Annotated in this window: 10 protein-coding genes; 9 read left to right on the forward strand and 1 reads right to left on the reverse strand. The window is 51.3% G+C overall.

Annotated features, from left to right (window positions below; translation table 11 throughout):
- The first annotated feature begins 114 nt into the window (after nucleotides 1–114).
- From rimP to BQ6873_RS16965, 9 genes are all read left to right on the forward strand, one after another.
- Entirely contained in the window at nucleotides 115–600 is a 486-nt protein-coding gene (rimP, locus tag BQ6873_RS16925; protein ID WP_076593704.1) for a ribosome maturation factor RimP, read from the forward strand.
- The gene (gene nusA, locus BQ6873_RS16930; RefSeq protein WP_076593705.1) at nucleotides 597–2,156 is read left to right on the forward strand and encodes a transcription termination factor NusA; all 1,560 of its coding nucleotides are present in this window, start codon (nucleotides 597–599) and stop codon (nucleotides 2,154–2,156) included. Before rimP ends, nusA begins: the two co-directional genes overlap by 4 nt.
- Before the next feature lie 50 nt (nucleotides 2,157–2,206).
- Nucleotides 2,207–5,014: a translation initiation factor IF-2 gene (infB, locus tag BQ6873_RS16935; protein ID WP_076593706.1), complete on the forward strand. Its 2,808-nt coding sequence runs from the start codon at nucleotides 2,207–2,209 to the stop codon at nucleotides 5,012–5,014.
- 117 nt (nucleotides 5,015–5,131) lie between these two features.
- Nucleotides 5,132–5,518 carry a 30S ribosome-binding factor RbfA gene (gene rbfA, locus BQ6873_RS16940; protein WP_076593707.1) on the forward strand — a complete coding sequence of 129 codons (387 nt, stop codon included), beginning with the start codon at nucleotides 5,132–5,134 and terminating at the stop codon, nucleotides 5,516–5,518.
- A 120-nt stretch (nucleotides 5,519–5,638) separates the two neighbouring features.
- On the forward strand, nucleotides 5,639–6,583 hold the full coding sequence (gene truB / locus BQ6873_RS16945; protein ID WP_157889185.1) for a tRNA pseudouridine(55) synthase TruB: 945 nt from the start codon (nucleotides 5,639–5,641) through the stop codon (nucleotides 6,581–6,583).
- Nucleotides 6,584–6,789: 206 nt separating this feature from the next.
- Entirely contained in the window at nucleotides 6,790–8,625 is a 1,836-nt protein-coding gene (gene typA, locus BQ6873_RS16950; protein WP_076593709.1) for a translational GTPase TypA, read from the forward strand.
- Nucleotides 8,626–8,876: 251 nt separating this feature from the next.
- A complete protein-coding gene (locus BQ6873_RS16955) occupies nucleotides 8,877–9,383 on the forward strand; it encodes a sigma-70 family RNA polymerase sigma factor (protein WP_076593710.1) in 507 nt (168 codons plus the stop codon).
- Complete coding sequence (locus BQ6873_RS16960) at nucleotides 9,367–10,410, forward strand: FecR domain-containing protein (protein ID WP_231949388.1); 1,044 nt, start codon at nucleotides 9,367–9,369, stop codon at nucleotides 10,408–10,410. The genes BQ6873_RS16955 and BQ6873_RS16960 overlap by 17 nt, the downstream gene beginning before the upstream one ends.
- Before the next feature lie 206 nt (nucleotides 10,411–10,616).
- Complete coding sequence (locus BQ6873_RS16965) at nucleotides 10,617–13,118, forward strand: TonB-dependent siderophore receptor (protein ID WP_231949390.1); 2,502 nt, start codon at nucleotides 10,617–10,619, stop codon at nucleotides 13,116–13,118.
- 64 nt (nucleotides 13,119–13,182) lie between these two features.
- Here BQ6873_RS16965 and BQ6873_RS16970 read toward each other — a convergent pair whose 3' ends face one another.
- Nucleotides 13,183–14,502 carry an aspartate aminotransferase family protein gene (locus BQ6873_RS16970; RefSeq protein WP_076593711.1) on the reverse strand — a complete coding sequence of 440 codons (1,320 nt, stop codon included), beginning with the start codon at nucleotides 14,500–14,502 and terminating at the stop codon, nucleotides 13,183–13,185.
- Between the last annotated feature and the right edge of the window lie 90 nt (nucleotides 14,503–14,592).

The raw sequence follows: 14,592 nt of genomic DNA on the forward strand, positions 1-14,592 counted from the left end.
ACGGCCAGAATGATAAGAAAGATGGGCAGATGCCCATTTTTTTTTTGTTGAACAGTTTGCATTGTTGTATTCAATTTCGGCTGTGCCGTGATTGACGTTATTCGGAGAATTCCTTTGCAGTTGTCGGCGCTAATTGAAAAAACCGTGGTTGGCATGGGCTATGAACTGGTCAATTTTGAACAGGCAGCCCGTGGTTTAGTGCGTGTGTATATCGACTTTACGCCAGAAGATGCGGATAAAGGTTCGATTACCGTTGAAGACTGCGAAAAAGTTACTCATCAGTTGTTGCATGTATTGACGGTTGAAAACGCCAATTATGAGCGACTGGAAGTGTCGTCGCCAGGCTTGGATAGACCGCTGAAGAAGTTGTCGGATTACGTACGTTTTACCGGTGCCGAGGCACTTGTGAAATTGCGTTTGCCTATGCCGAACGCGGCAAATCGCAAATCGTTCCAAGGCATTTTGCTGGAACCGGTAGGCGAGACACTGGCGCTGGAATTTGAAGGAAACGAGGGGCCGGCGAAGCTTGAATTTACGCTCGCTGATGTAGACAAGGCACATTTGGTGCCGCAAGTGAATTTTAGGAGTCGCAAAGCATGAGTCGCGAAATTTTACAGTTGGTTGATGCGCTTGCGCGCGAAAAAAACGTCGAAACAGATATCGTATTCGGCGCCTTGGAACATGCGCTCGCGCAAGCGACCAAAAAACGCTATGAAGGCGATGTCGATATCCGTGTATCCATAGATCGCGAAACTGGCGCGTTTGAGTCATTCCGTCGCTGGCACGTTGTGCCCGACGATGCAGGCTTGCAGTTGCCAGATCAAGAAATTTTGCACTTTGAAGCCGTAGAACAAATCGGCGACATCGAAGTGGATGACTATATTGAAGAGCCGATTGAATCGGTTGAATTCGGTCGTCGCTTTGCACAAGACACCAAACAAGTTGTGTTGCAACGCATCCGTGATGCGGAGCGCGAGCAGATTCTTGCTGACTTCCTGGATCGTGGTGATTCGCTGGTTACTGGCACCATCAAACGTATGGAGCGCGGCGATGCAATCGTCGAATCCGGCCGTATTGAAGCGCGCTTGCCACGTGATCAAACGATTCCAAAAGAAAACCTGCGTATCGGTGATCGCGTCCGTGCCTATATCTTGCGCATCGATCGCAATGCACGTGGCCCGCAAGTGATTCTGTCGCGTACAGCACCAGAATTCATCATGAAATTGTTCGAGCTGGAAGTGCCGGAAATCGAACAAGGCTCGTTGGAAATTAAATCAGCTGCACGTGATGCAGGTGTGCGCGCCAAGATCGCTGTGTATACGGCAGACAAACGTATCGATCCTATCGGTACTTGCGTTGGTATGCGCGGTTCGCGCGTACAAGCTGTTACTGGTGAACTCGGCGGCGAACGTGTTGATATCGTGTTGTGGTCGGAAGATCCAGCGCAATTCGTTATCGGTGCATTGGCACCGGCTAACGTTTCTTCCATCGTTGTTGATGAAGAAAAACATGCGATGGACGTCGTTGTTGATGAAGAAAACCTGGCGATTGCAATCGGTCGCGGCGGTCAAAACGTACGTCTGGCTTCGGAATTGACCGGCTGGCAAATCAACATCATGACAGCGGAAGAATCTGCTGATAAATCGCAATTGGAAACAGCTGCGATTCGTATCCTGTTTATGGAAAAACTGGATGTCGACCAGGAAGTAGCTGACATTCTGGTTGATGAAGGCTTTGCGAGCCTGGAAGAAATTGCATACGTACCAATTAGCGAGATGCTGGATATCGAATCGTTTGACGAAGATACCGTCAACGAATTGCGTAACCGTGCACGCGATGCATTGGTAACAGAAGCAATTGCATCCGAAGAAGGTCTGGAAGGAATGGACGATGCGTTAGCGAATCTGGAAGGTATGGATCGCGTGATGGCTGGCAAACTTGGTTTGGCAGGTATTAAAACGCTGGCGGCATTCTCTGCTCTGGCCTATGACGAGTTTGGCGCGATCCTGGCATTGCCTGCAGATCGTGCACGTCACCTGATTGACAATGAATTTAAAGATGTGACAGACGAAGAGATGAAACTCATCGATGCTAAATACGATGACCATGCCAAGGCGCTGCAAGCCAAGGTGTGGAGCCTCGCGGAAGCCAAATAATCCACGAAGGTTGATTTTCATCTAACGTGTTACATAGAAAAGAGGACTGAATGGCGAGTAACAATGTAGCCCAATTTGCCACCGAGCTGAAGATGCCAGCAGACGTATTGCTCACGCAACTGCGGGATGCTGGCGTCGAAAAAAGTTCCACGTCCGACGAGTTATCCAAGAGTGACAAGGACAAGCTCCTTGATCATCTGCGCCGCGCGCATGGTGTCGCGCCTGATGGCGAGAAAAAGAAAATTACGTTGACGCGCAAGGAAACAACTGAAATCAAGCAAGCGGATGCCACCGGCAAATCGCGCACGATTCAAGTTGAAGTACGTAAAAAACGCACTTTCGTAAAACGCGATGAAGCGGCTCCTGAAGAAGCACCAGTCAAAGTTGCAGCACCTGTTATTGATGAAGCAGAAGTAGAGCGCCGTGCTGAAGAAGCGCGTCGCCAGGCTGAATTGATCGCACGTCAGGAAGCTGATCTGCGTGAAAAGCAAGAGCGTCTCGCCAAGCTGGAAGCTGAGAAAGAAGCACAAGCTAAAGCTTTGCAAAAAGCTGAAGTAGAAGCGAAGAAAGCTGATGCCGAGAAACCGGTAGAAGTCAAAGCTGACGAATCGGCAATCGAAGAGAAAAAACGCGTAGCAGCGGAAGAAAGCAAGAAAAAAGCAGCCTTGGTAGCGAAAGAAGTTGCGAAAGAAGCGACTGAAAAAGCGGCTGCAACCGAGATCGCTCGTAAAGCGGTTGCGGATGAAGTTGCACAAATCAAAGCAATGATGAATGCGCCACGTCGCGCCATCAAAGCACCGGAACCTGCGCCAGTTGTAGCAAAACCAAAAGCGCCTGAAGGTACTTTGCATAAGCCTGCTGATAAAAAGCCGGGCGAGAAAAAAGACGAGAAAAAACCTGCTGTTGCTGCAGACAAGAAGTCGATCAAATCGGCGAATGTCTCATCGACTTGGCAAGATGATGCGAAAAAACGCGGTGCCGGCATCAAAACGCGCGGCAATACCGGCGGTGGCCGTGATGGCTGGCGCGCAGGTCCTAAGGGCCGTCGCCCTTCGCACCATGATGATCGCGAAAGCAATTTCCAGGCACCAACTGAAGCTGTCGTAAAAGACGTGCAAGTACCAGAAACGATTACCGTCGCAGAATTGGCGCACAAGATGTCGGTCAAGGCATCAGAAGTCATCAAGCATTTGATGAAGCTGGGCCAAATGTGCACGATCAATCAGGTGCTCGATCAAGAAACAGCAATGATTCTGGTCGAAGAAATGGGCCACACTGCACATGCAGCGAAACTGGATGATCCAGAAGCGTTGCTGGAAATCGGTGCAGAACATGCTGATATCGAAGCCTTGCCACGTGCACCGGTCGTTACCGTCATGGGTCACGTCGATCACGGTAAAACATCGTTGCTGGATTACATCCGTCGCGCCAAGGTTGCATCCGGCGAAGCTGGTGGTATTACACAGCACATCGGCGCATACCACGTAGAAACACCACGCGGCATGATCACCTTCCTCGATACACCAGGCCATGAAGCATTTACGGCTATGCGTGCACGCGGTGCGAAAGCAACCGATATCGTGATTCTGGTGGTGGCAGCTGACGACGGTGTGATGCCGCAAACCAAAGAAGCAATTGCGCATGCGAAAGCAGCAGGCGTGCCTTTGGTTGTTGCAATCAACAAGATCGATAAACCGGGCGCGAACATGGATCGCGTCAAGCAGGAACTGGTTGCTGAACAAGTCGTGCCGGAAGAATACGGCGGCGATTCACCATTCATCCCAGTGTCCGCTAAAACGGGTGAAGGCATTGATGCCTTGCTCGAACAAGTATTGTTGCAAGCTGAAGTGTTGGAATTGAAAGCACCGGTTGATGCGCCTGCACGTGGTTTGGTGGTTGAAGCCAAGCTCGATAAAGGTCGCGGTCCGGTTGCAACGATTCTGGTGCAATCCGGTACTCTGAAACGCGGCGATGTCGTGTTAGCAGGTTCGGCTTATGGTCGTGTTCGTGCGATGCTGGATGAAAACGGTAAGAGCATTACCGAAGCCGGCCCATCGATTCCGGTCGAAATCCAAGGTCTGACAGAAGTGCCGAATGCCGGCGAAGAAGTCATGGTCATGGCTGACGAACGCAAAGCGCGTGAAATCGGTTTGTTCCGTCAAGGTAAATTCCGCGACGTGAAACTGGCGAAACAGCAAGCGGCGAAACTGGAAAACATGTTCGAGAACATGGGCGAAGGCGAAGTCAAAAACCTGCCGATGATCATCAAGACCGACGTGCAAGGTTCGCAAGAAGCGCTGGTTGGCTCCTTGCAAAAACTGTCGACCAGCGAAGTGCGCGTACAAGTCGTGCATGCAGCGGTGGGTGGCATTACCGAGTCCGACGTCAACTTGGCGGTTGCATCGAAAGCGGTCATCATCGGCTTTAATACACGTGCAGATGCACAGGCGCGCAAACTGGCAGAAGCCAACGGCGTTGATATCCGTTACTACAACATCATTTATGATGCAGTAGACGAGATCAAAGCTGCGATGTCCGGCATGTTGTCACCTGAGAAACGTGAACAGGCCTTGGGTCTGGTCGAGATTCGCCAAGTTATTCTGGTCAGCAAAGTCGGCGCGATTGCCGGTTGCTACGTACTCGAAGGTGTTGCCAAACGTGGTTCGTCGGTACGCTTGTTGCGTGACAACGTAGTCGTCTGGACTGGCGAGCTTGATTCCTTGAAACGCTTCAAGGATGACGTGAAGGAAGTCAAAGCTGGTTTCGAATGCGGTTTGACACTGAAAAACTTCAACGACATCAAAGAAGGCGATCAACTCGAAGTCTTCGAAGTGCAGGAAATCGCGCGTACGCTGTAAGGCGATGCGCAGGGGATGCATCACAGCATCCTCGTTTTACATGATCGCATCGGCCGGCTTAGCTGCTTGCCGATGCGAAGTTACTTTTGCTTCACCGTTGTATCGATAAAATAGTTTATGGCCAAACATAGTAAATCCATCCCAGGACGCGGTCTGCGCGTCGCAGATCAGATCCAGCGCGATCTGTCTGAAATTGTCGCGTTCGAGTTGAAAGACCCGCGCGTCGGGATGATCACGATTACCGAAGTTCAGGTCACACCGGATTATGCGCACGCCAAAGTGTTCTTCACGATGCTGAGCGACAACAAGGACGAGATCAAGAATACGGTAGCGGGCCTGAGCGCAGCTTCGGGTTACATACGCGGTCAACTGGGTCGTCGTTTGTCGATTCATACTTTGCCGGAACTGCATTTTGTGCATGACACATCGACTGCGCGTGGCATAGAAATGTCCAAGCTGATCGATGAAGCCAATGCCAGTCGTGCCAAGGATGCGGAAGACTAATCTTCTTGCATGCTCGCTTGCCTGTATGCGGGCAAGCGATACGTTTTCATTTTCTCTCGCGTCGTATTCGGCTGATTCCCTAGTCCGATAGACCAACACCGCATTTCTCCTGCATTCATCATGGCGACAAATAAAATCAAAAAAAAGCGTGTGCCTGTGCATGGCGTATTGCTGCTCGATAAGCAAGTCGGCGTATCCAGCAACGATGCCTTGATCAAAGCAAAATGGTTGTTGAGTGCACTGAAGGCAGGACATACGGGCACGCTGGATCCTTTTGCTACCGGTTTGTTGCCACTATGTTTTGGTGAGGCAACCAAGTTCGCGCAGGATTTGCTTGATGCGGACAAGACGTATGAAACCGTAGTCCATCTCGGTATCACGACCAATACGGGCGATACCGAAGGCGAGACAATTGCTACGGCTGATGTGGCTGTTACGCGCGAGCAAATTGATGCGGTACTGGCGCAGTTCCGTGGCGATATCATGCAGGTGCCGCCTATGTACTCCGCGCTCAAGCGCGACGGCAAGCCCTTGTACGAATATGCGCGTGAAGGCATCACGCTTGAACGTGAAGCACGTCCCGTGACGATTCATTTGCTGGAATTTATAGACTATCAGGCACCTTTCCTCACCCTACGTGTTCGTTGCAGCAAGGGGACTTACATTCGCGTTCTGGGTGAAGACATTGGTGCGGCATTGGGTTGTGGCGCGCATTTGAATGCCTTGCGACGTGTGCAAGTTGGTGACTTATTAATTGATGCAGCCGTCACCATAGAACAACTTGCGGCCACGGATGAGGACGCACGTACTTCATTATTGGCGCCGGTCGATGCATTGTTGACATCTTTCCCTGCACTTTATTTATCGGAAGAGTTGGCAAAACGCTTCTTGCATGGTCAGCGCTTGGCGTTGGGCAAGGAAAATGTAGCTATCCCGCCGGAAGAAGGTCGTGTACGCATCTATCGCGAGGCCGATGGCGTGTTGCTGGGCACTGGCTTGATGCAGTCGTTTGGCGTGCTGGCACCGGAGCGTTTGATTTCCACCAGCGCAAGTAATCCGATATAAGGGGTTTTCGGCCAAGCTGCGTGCTTGATAGCCGCAGACTTCAACAGATTCATTTCTATTTAGTTATCGTAATTGCGTCACCATTCCGTCACAAAAAACGCAGCAACTCATTGAAATACCAAGGGTTTCCCAAGGGGCAGTGAGGCTTGCTGTGCTATAATCGGCGGTTTTCCAAATTCAGCACCACCCAACCGTAAAAAACGACTATGTCAAACTCAAAACGCGCTATTCGTAACATTGCCATCATCGCTCACGTTGATCACGGCAAAACCACGCTTGTTGACCAATTATTGCGTCAGTCAGGCACTTTCCGTGACAACCAGCAGGTCGATGCCCGTGTAATGGACTCGAACGATATCGAAAAAGAACGTGGTATCACGATTCTGTCGAAGAACTGCGCGGTTGAGTACAAAGGCACACACATCAACATCGTTGATACCCCAGGCCATGCCGACTTCGGTGGCGAAGTGGAACGTGTTCTGTCGATGGTAGACAGCGTGTTGCTGCTGGTTGATGCACAAGAAGGCCCGATGCCACAAACGCGTTTCGTTACGCGTAAAGCACTGGCACTCGGCTTGAAACCTATCGTTGTCGTCAACAAGATCGATCGTGAAAACGCCGATCCACAGAAAGCCGTGAACGCGACTTTTGAATTGTTCGACAAACTCGGCGCAACTGACGAGCAACTGGATTTTCCTATCGTTTATGCATCAGGCTTTAAAGGCTATGCAGGTCTGGAAGATACAGTTCGCGAAGGCAATATGGAACCATTGTTCGACGCTATTCTCGAACACGTTCCTGCGCGTGAAGATGACCCAGATGGTCCATTGCAATTGCAAATCACTTCGCTGGAATACTCGTCTTACGTTGGTAAGATCGGCGTAGGTCGTATTCTGCGCGGCCGTATCAAGGCATTGCAAGATGTAGTTTGGATGAATGGTCCGGACGACAAGCCAACCAAGGCACGTATCAACCAAGTGCTGACTTTCCGCGGTTTGGATCGCGTGATTGTTGATGAAGCACTGGCTGGCGACATCGTGTTGATCAACGGTATTGAAGACATCAGCATTGGTTCGACCATCTGTGCGCCAGACGCGCCAGAAGGCTTGCCTATGCTCAAAATCGACGAACCTACACTGACCATGAACTTCATGGTTAACAGCTCGCCATTGGCAGGCCGTGAAGGTAAGTTCGTTACGACACGTCAAATCCGTGATCGCCTGGAAAAAGAATTGAAAGCCAACATGGCTTTGCGCGTTGTGCAATCGGAAGAAGATGATTCGACCTACGAAGTATCAGGTCGCGGCGAATTACATCTGACCATTCTGATTGAAAACATGCGTCGCGAAGGCTTTGAAATGGCTGTGTCGCGTCCACGCGTCGTGTTCAAAATGGTGGATGGCGTACGCCACGAGCCGTATGAAAACTTGACCGTTGACGTTGAAGAAACCAACCAAGGCGGCGTGATGGAAGAACTCGGTCGTCGTCGTGGCGATCTGCAAAACATGGAACCGGACGGCAAAGGTCGTGTGCGTTTGGAATACCGTATTCCTGCACGTGGTCTGATCGGCTTCCAAGGCGAATTCATGACATTGACACGCGGTACCGGCTTGATGAGCCACGTGTTCGACGAATACGCACCAGTGGACAACACTAAGGGTGAACTCGGTGGCCGTCGTAACGGCGTGCTGATTTCGCAAGACGACGGCGCTGCTGTTGCCTACGCAATCTGGAAACTGCAAGATCGCGGCCGTATGTTCGTCAGCCACAACGATCCAGTGTACGAAGGCATGATCATCGGTATTCACTCACGTGATAACGATCTGGTCGTCAACCCAATCAAAGGTAAGCAACTGACCAACGTTCGTTCGTCGGGCACCGATGAAGCGGTACGTTTGGTACCACCTATCGAAATGTCGCTGGAATACGCAGTTGAATTCATCGATGATGACGAATTGGTTGAAGTGACACCTAAGAGTATCCGTCTGCGTAAACGCTATTTGAAAGAACATGAGCGTAAAAAAGCAGGTCGCGAATCTTAATAAGATGAAGTAAGCCGGAGCAGGTGATTCGATGCAGTATCGAATCGCACTCCAGAAAAAAGCCCGTTGATTCCTGAAATCAGCGGGCTTTTTGTTTATCAGTAGCTATCACTCATCACAGTGAGCTTGTGACAAGAAGCAACACTGAAGTGAGCAAATGCAGGGCGATCTTGCGTCAAGTTCCGGCGATCAAATATAATTGAGAATAATTCGCATTTATATTTAGAGTAACTCTAGCCAGAACCGTCACTATGTCAGCGGCCGACACACCAATACAGAGCGTAGAAGTCCTTTACAGCGATCATCATGGATGGCTGCAGGCTTGGTTGCGTCGCAAGCTGGGTGATTCTTTCGTTGCCGCAGATCTGGCGCAGGACACTTTCGTCAACGTGATCACGGCAGGCTGCACGGCCGAAATTCGTGAACCGCGTCCTTTTCTGGCCACCATCGCGCGTCGCTTGATGGCGCATCGTCATCGACGTCAGATTCTTGAAGATAGTTATCTGGACGCGCTGGCCTCATTGCCAGAAGAGTTGGCACCTTCACCAGAAATACAGTTGTTGGCGCTGGAGGCGTTGCAACAGATCGACGATGCACTGGATGGTTTGGCCAATCTGGTCAAAGAAGCTTTCTTGCTGGCCCATCTGGAAGGTCTGACATACGCGCAGATAGCTGAGTGTTTGAAGATATCTACCAGTTCGGTCAAACAGTATTTATCGCTCGCCAATCGGCAGTGTCTATTTGCCTTGGCGGCTTGACGCGATGGGCTCGATGAACGGTGCGACCAATGCGAGAAAAACACCGCCACTTGCGAATGGTCGCGTTATCAGCGATGACACTGCCAATGTCGCAGCCGATTGGTTGACCTTGATGATGTCCGGCGAAGCGACTGATGATGATCGTCAGCGCTGGCAACAGTGGCGCAAGGCCAAGCCCGATAATGAATTAGCTTGGCAGCACATCGAAGCTGTGACGGGGCGTTTCAAGATGCTGCCTTCTCAAGCTGTCTATAAGAGTCTGTCACCGATTGCCAATCCGGCGCTGGCTGCGCCCAAGCGGCGCAAGGCCATCAGTACTTTGTTGTGGCTAGGTGCGGCTGGCATGACGGGTGTGCTTACATCGCGTACGCAAACCTGGCAGCAAACGGTTGCCGACTATCGCACTGGTATCGGGGAACAGCGCCATGTGACTTTGAATGATGGCACGCGTATCACGCTCAATACTGCGAGTGCCATCAACGTGCGCTTCGATAACAAGCGTCGTCTGGTGCGTCTGGTTGCTGGCGAGATGATGATAGTTACCGCTCATGCTGCAGAGGAACAGCGTCCCTTCATCATAGAAACTGCCGAAGGCAGCACACGTGCACTCGGCACTCGTTTCACCGTGCGTCAGCGTGATGGTAGTACCACGGTCAATGTTCTGGAGAGCATGGTGGAAATCACACCTGTTGACGCCTTCAATCAGCAGCGATTATTGCGTGCGGGCGAAGGTATGACATTCACGCGTGATGCATTGGGTGAGGTGGTCTCCATTGATCAGCAAGTTGCAGCGTGGACACGTCAGCAAATCATCGCCGATAACGTACGTCTGGCCGACTTCGTGGTTGAGCTCAGTCGTTATCGTATGGGCGTGATGCGTTGCGATCCTAGCGTGGCTAACTTGCGTTTCTCTGGTGTATTTCCATTGGGTGATACCGATCGCATCCTTGCGATGTTGCCTAATACTTTGCCGATACAGATACGTTTGCGTACGCGCTATTGGGTGACGCTGGAAGCGGCTTCCTGACTGGTGTGAGGCTGGCACTCTTTCTTATTTTCCAAACTGACAGAACACGCCGTCCAATGTGCGTCGGAAAAATCGCCGTCAACTCCGTTGAGGTGAGTTGTTACAAATATTTTTAATTTTTTCATCTTTGTTCTGCCCGATTTTGATTTTCACGGCACCTACCAAGTAAGGGCTTCATTTTTAGCAAACCAACTTGAGGGAACAACATGCCTGCCAATGAAAATCAAAAAAGTCAGTGCAATATTCAATTAGCTGGCCGACCGGCCAACCTTGTTTATCAGCCATTCATGTTGCGGCCTGTTGCACATGCCGTTGCGATGGCGCTGTGCAGCCTCGCCTTGTATGTCGCTTTACCACAGCAAGTCATGGCGCAGGCAAGTAGCACGCAGAATGCAAATGAACGTCAGACCTACAATATTCCGGCTGGTCCGTTGGCTGCGGCATTGCGCAGCCTCGCCAGTACGGCCAATGTTCCGCTGACGTTTACGGCTGATCAAACGAATGGCAAGACGAGTAATGCGGTGCGTGGACAATTCACGCCGCAGGGAGCTTTTACTGTTTTACTGGCAAATAGCGGCTTGCAGGCAGTGCAATTGGATAATGGTGGTTATGTGTTGCGGGCGGCACTCACGACGAGTGGCGACGCGGTGTTGCCGGCGGTGACGGTACGTGACAGCGCGGAGACTGCCACCAGTGAAGTGCATGGCTACATAGCCAAACGCGCTGCGACCGGCACCAAGACCGATACGCCCATCATAGAAACTCCGCAGTCTATTTCAGTAGTGACATCCGATTTCATCGAAGCGACTGGCGCAACACGTCTGAGAGATGCGCTGGCTTATACGCCGGGTATTAATGTCTCGCCCTGGGGTTCCGATTCGCGTTTCGATTGGACGGTTATTCGCGGCTTCGATGCGCAAACACCGGGCTACTATCTGGATGGTTTGCAGCTACGAAATAACAATGGCTGGGCCATCTGGCAAACCGAAAATTACGGCACCGAACGGATAGAAGTTTTACGCGGTCCTTCATCGGTGCTGTATGGACAAACCGGCCCGGGCGGCATGATCAATGTGGTCAGCAAGCGCCCGACGGAAGAGCCTCTGCGTGAATTGCAGGTTCAGCTTGGTGACAATTCACGCCGTCAGGTCGCTGGCGATTTCTCGGGTGTGCTGGATGAACAAGGCAAGGTGCTGTATCGCGTCACCGGACTGGTACGCGATGCGAAATTGGAAGCTAGCGGTTTGCCGAATGATCGTGCTTACATCGCGCCGTCACTGACCTGGCGTCCATCGAGTGACACGACACTCACGGTGCTGTCGCATTATCTGCGTATTCGTGATGGGAGTTCTTATGGCAGTTTCCCGGAAGTAGGGACGTTGTTGCCGAATCCGAATGGAAAGTTTTCCCCGAAGACTTATGTGGGGGAGCCCGGCTTTGATCATTTCAATCAGAATCAATGGATGCTTGGTTATCTACTCGAGCACAAGCTGAACGATACCTGGACTGTGCGTCAGAATGCACGCTATGGTGAGAACGATGTCGATTATCAGCAGGTATATAACAAAAGCAGTTTTGTTGTCGTGAATCCAGGTGTGCCAGACGATCCTGCCAATTTCCGTCTGCTTGATCGTTTCGCTTTCGGGAGTAAGGAAAAAGTGAAGCTTTTCACCATCGATAATCAGGCGCAAGCGAAAGTCAAACTGGGCGACTGGCAGCACACCTTCTTGTTCGGTATCGACTATCAGAGTTCAAGCAACTACCAAACTACCTACAATAATGGCACTGCTTCTCCGATAGATGGTTATTCGCCTGTTTATACGAATGATGCGGTTGCAGGCACACCGTGGTTCAATGCAAAGACCAGTCTGAAGCAAACGGGTTTATACGTGCAGGATCAGATCAAGTGGGGCAATTGGGCGGCGACTCTTGGTGGCCGCTTTGACAGTGCTTCGGCAACTGTCTATAGCTATGACGATGGATCGAGTACATCCATTTCGGACCACAAGTTCACCAGCCGTGCCGGTCTGGTCTATCTCCATCCAAGTGGATGGGCACCTTACTTCAGCTATTCCGAATCATTTTCACCAACGGTGACGATAGATCCAGAAACAAATACGCCTTTGAAGCCGGAAACGGGCCGCCAGTATGAAGTTGGTATGCGCTATCAGCCGGTAGGCAGCAAGAGCAAGTACAGTGCCGCTATCTTTGATCTGCGCCGCCAGAACTACATCACTTACACGACAAGTTTCTTGCCTAAGCAGACGGGTGAAATCCTGACGCGCGGACTGGAGCTAGAAGCAGCCTTCCAACCGATTTCACACATGAACATTGTGGCTGCTTATACCTATACGCCGAAAGCGATTGTCACAGCGAGCAGTACACCTAGCGAAATCGGAAAGCAGATGCAGGCAGTCTCCAGGAATCAATTTTCGGTGTGGTCGGATTACCGATTTACTTCCGGGATCAAGGTGGGGCTGGGTGCGCGCTTCATAGGTTCCAACTACGGTTATCAGGAGTCTGCAGCAGCCAAGTTGCCGTCTTATACGATACTTGACGGTCTGGTTGCTTACGATTTTCAGCGTTGGAGTCTGGCACTCAATATGCGCAATTTGACCAACAAGACTTACATCAGCAATTGTAGTGATGGCAGTTGCCGTTATGGCGATTTGCGCAAGGTACTGGCGACGGCAACCTATCGTTGGTAAACCGTCGAGGATAAGGATGTGCTGTGAGAGCCAATACTTGTTATCAGGTTCTGGTTCTCACAACTTATTTCAGCGTTCGTAAAATATCGGCAATGCTGCCAAACATTTCATCGACTTGTGCTTTGTTGATGATCAGCGGTGGTGATAGTGCAAGAATGTCGCCGGTGACGCGTGTCAGCAAACCTTTTTCCCAGAATGCTTTGGTAAATAATTCGTAAGCACGTACACCGGGTTTGCCTACTATGCCTTCCAGTTCTATGCCGGCGACCAGACCGAGGTTGCGCACATCTTTGACGAAGGGTAAGCCCTTCAGACTGTGTGCGGCTTCTTCAAAGTACGGTGCCATTTCGGCGGCACGCTGGAACAGTTGTTCTTCCTTGTACACGGCTAGCGTAGCGATGGCGGCTGCGGCTGCCAATGGGTGGCCGGAGTAGGTATAGCCGTGGAACAGTTCTATGCTGTCGGCTAGTGCCATGTGCATGAAGGTATCGTAAATTTCCTGACGAACAACAACCGCACCCATGGGAACGGCTGCATTGGTCAGTGCTTTGGCACACACGATCATGTCTGGTTTAACGCCAAAGAAGTCTGCGCCGAAGGCAGTACCCAATCTGCCGAAGCCGGTAATGACTTCATCAAAGATCAGCAAGATGCCGTGCTTGTCACAGATCGCACGGATTTTTTCCAGATAGCCTTTGGGTGGCAGGATTACGCCGGTCGAACCTTGTAGTGGTTCGACGATGACAGCGGCGACGGTGGATGGATCGTGCAAGGCTAGCAGGCGTTGCTCCAATTCATCGGCCATTTCTGCGCCGTGTATAGGCAAGCCGTGCGAGTAGGCATTCTTTTCAATATTGAGTGGATGGCGTAAATGATCAGCCGCCAAACCGGGACCGAACTGCTTGCGATTGCCGGCGATACCACCGACTGCGATACCGCCGAAGCCAACACCATGGTAAGCACGTTCGCGACCTATCAGGCGCGTGCGGCCGGCTTCGCCACGGATGCGATGGTAGGCCAGCGCAATTTTCAGTGCAGTATCGACACCTTCGGAACCGTCGTTACAGAAGAAGACACGGTTCAATCCTTGTGGCGTAATTTCAGCCAGCGCACTGGCTGCTTCAAATGCTAGCGGATGTCCCATCTGGAACAGCGGCGCAAAATCCATGGTCGCTGCTTGTTTCTGTATCGCCTCAACTATCTTAGGATGACCATGCCCAGCATTGACGCACCACAGGCCTGCAGTTCCATCCAGAATTTTTCGTCCGTCGTCGCTGGTGTAATACATGCCGGAAGCGGAGACCATCATCCGTGGTTGCGCCTTGAATTGGCGATTAGCGGTAAACGGCATCCAGAGGTGACTTGTATCGAGAGATGAGCTCATTGCGCGCGGTGCTTTCGAGATGGGATTACAGCAATATTAGTACGTTTAACGGCAGCGCGAAAGGCGAGGGGAATCGTTCTCGATAATCAG

Source organism: Herminiimonas arsenitoxidans, assembly GCF_900130075.1.
Taxonomy (GTDB): domain Bacteria; phylum Pseudomonadota; class Gammaproteobacteria; order Burkholderiales; family Burkholderiaceae_D; genus Oxalicibacterium; species Oxalicibacterium arsenitoxidans.

Coding starts and splice junctions, on each gene's coding strand:
- BQ6873_RS16970 (WP_076593711.1), bottom strand. CDS start 14,502: ATGAGCTCATCTCTCGATACAAGTCACCTCTGGATGCCGTTTACCGCT.
- nusA (WP_076593705.1), top strand. CDS start 597: ATGAGTCGCGAAATTTTACAGTTGGTTGATGCGCTTGCGCGCGAAAAA.
- truB (WP_157889185.1), top strand. CDS start 5,639: ATGGCGACAAATAAAATCAAAAAAAAGCGTGTGCCTGTGCATGGCGTA.
- BQ6873_RS16965 (WP_231949390.1), top strand. CDS start 10,617: ATGCCTGCCAATGAAAATCAAAAAAGTCAGTGCAATATTCAATTAGCT.
- typA (WP_076593709.1), top strand. CDS start 6,790: ATGTCAAACTCAAAACGCGCTATTCGTAACATTGCCATCATCGCTCAC.
- rbfA (WP_076593707.1), top strand. CDS start 5,132: ATGGCCAAACATAGTAAATCCATCCCAGGACGCGGTCTGCGCGTCGCA.
- infB (WP_076593706.1), top strand. CDS start 2,207: ATGGCGAGTAACAATGTAGCCCAATTTGCCACCGAGCTGAAGATGCCA.
- BQ6873_RS16955 (WP_076593710.1), top strand. CDS start 8,877: ATGTCAGCGGCCGACACACCAATACAGAGCGTAGAAGTCCTTTACAGC.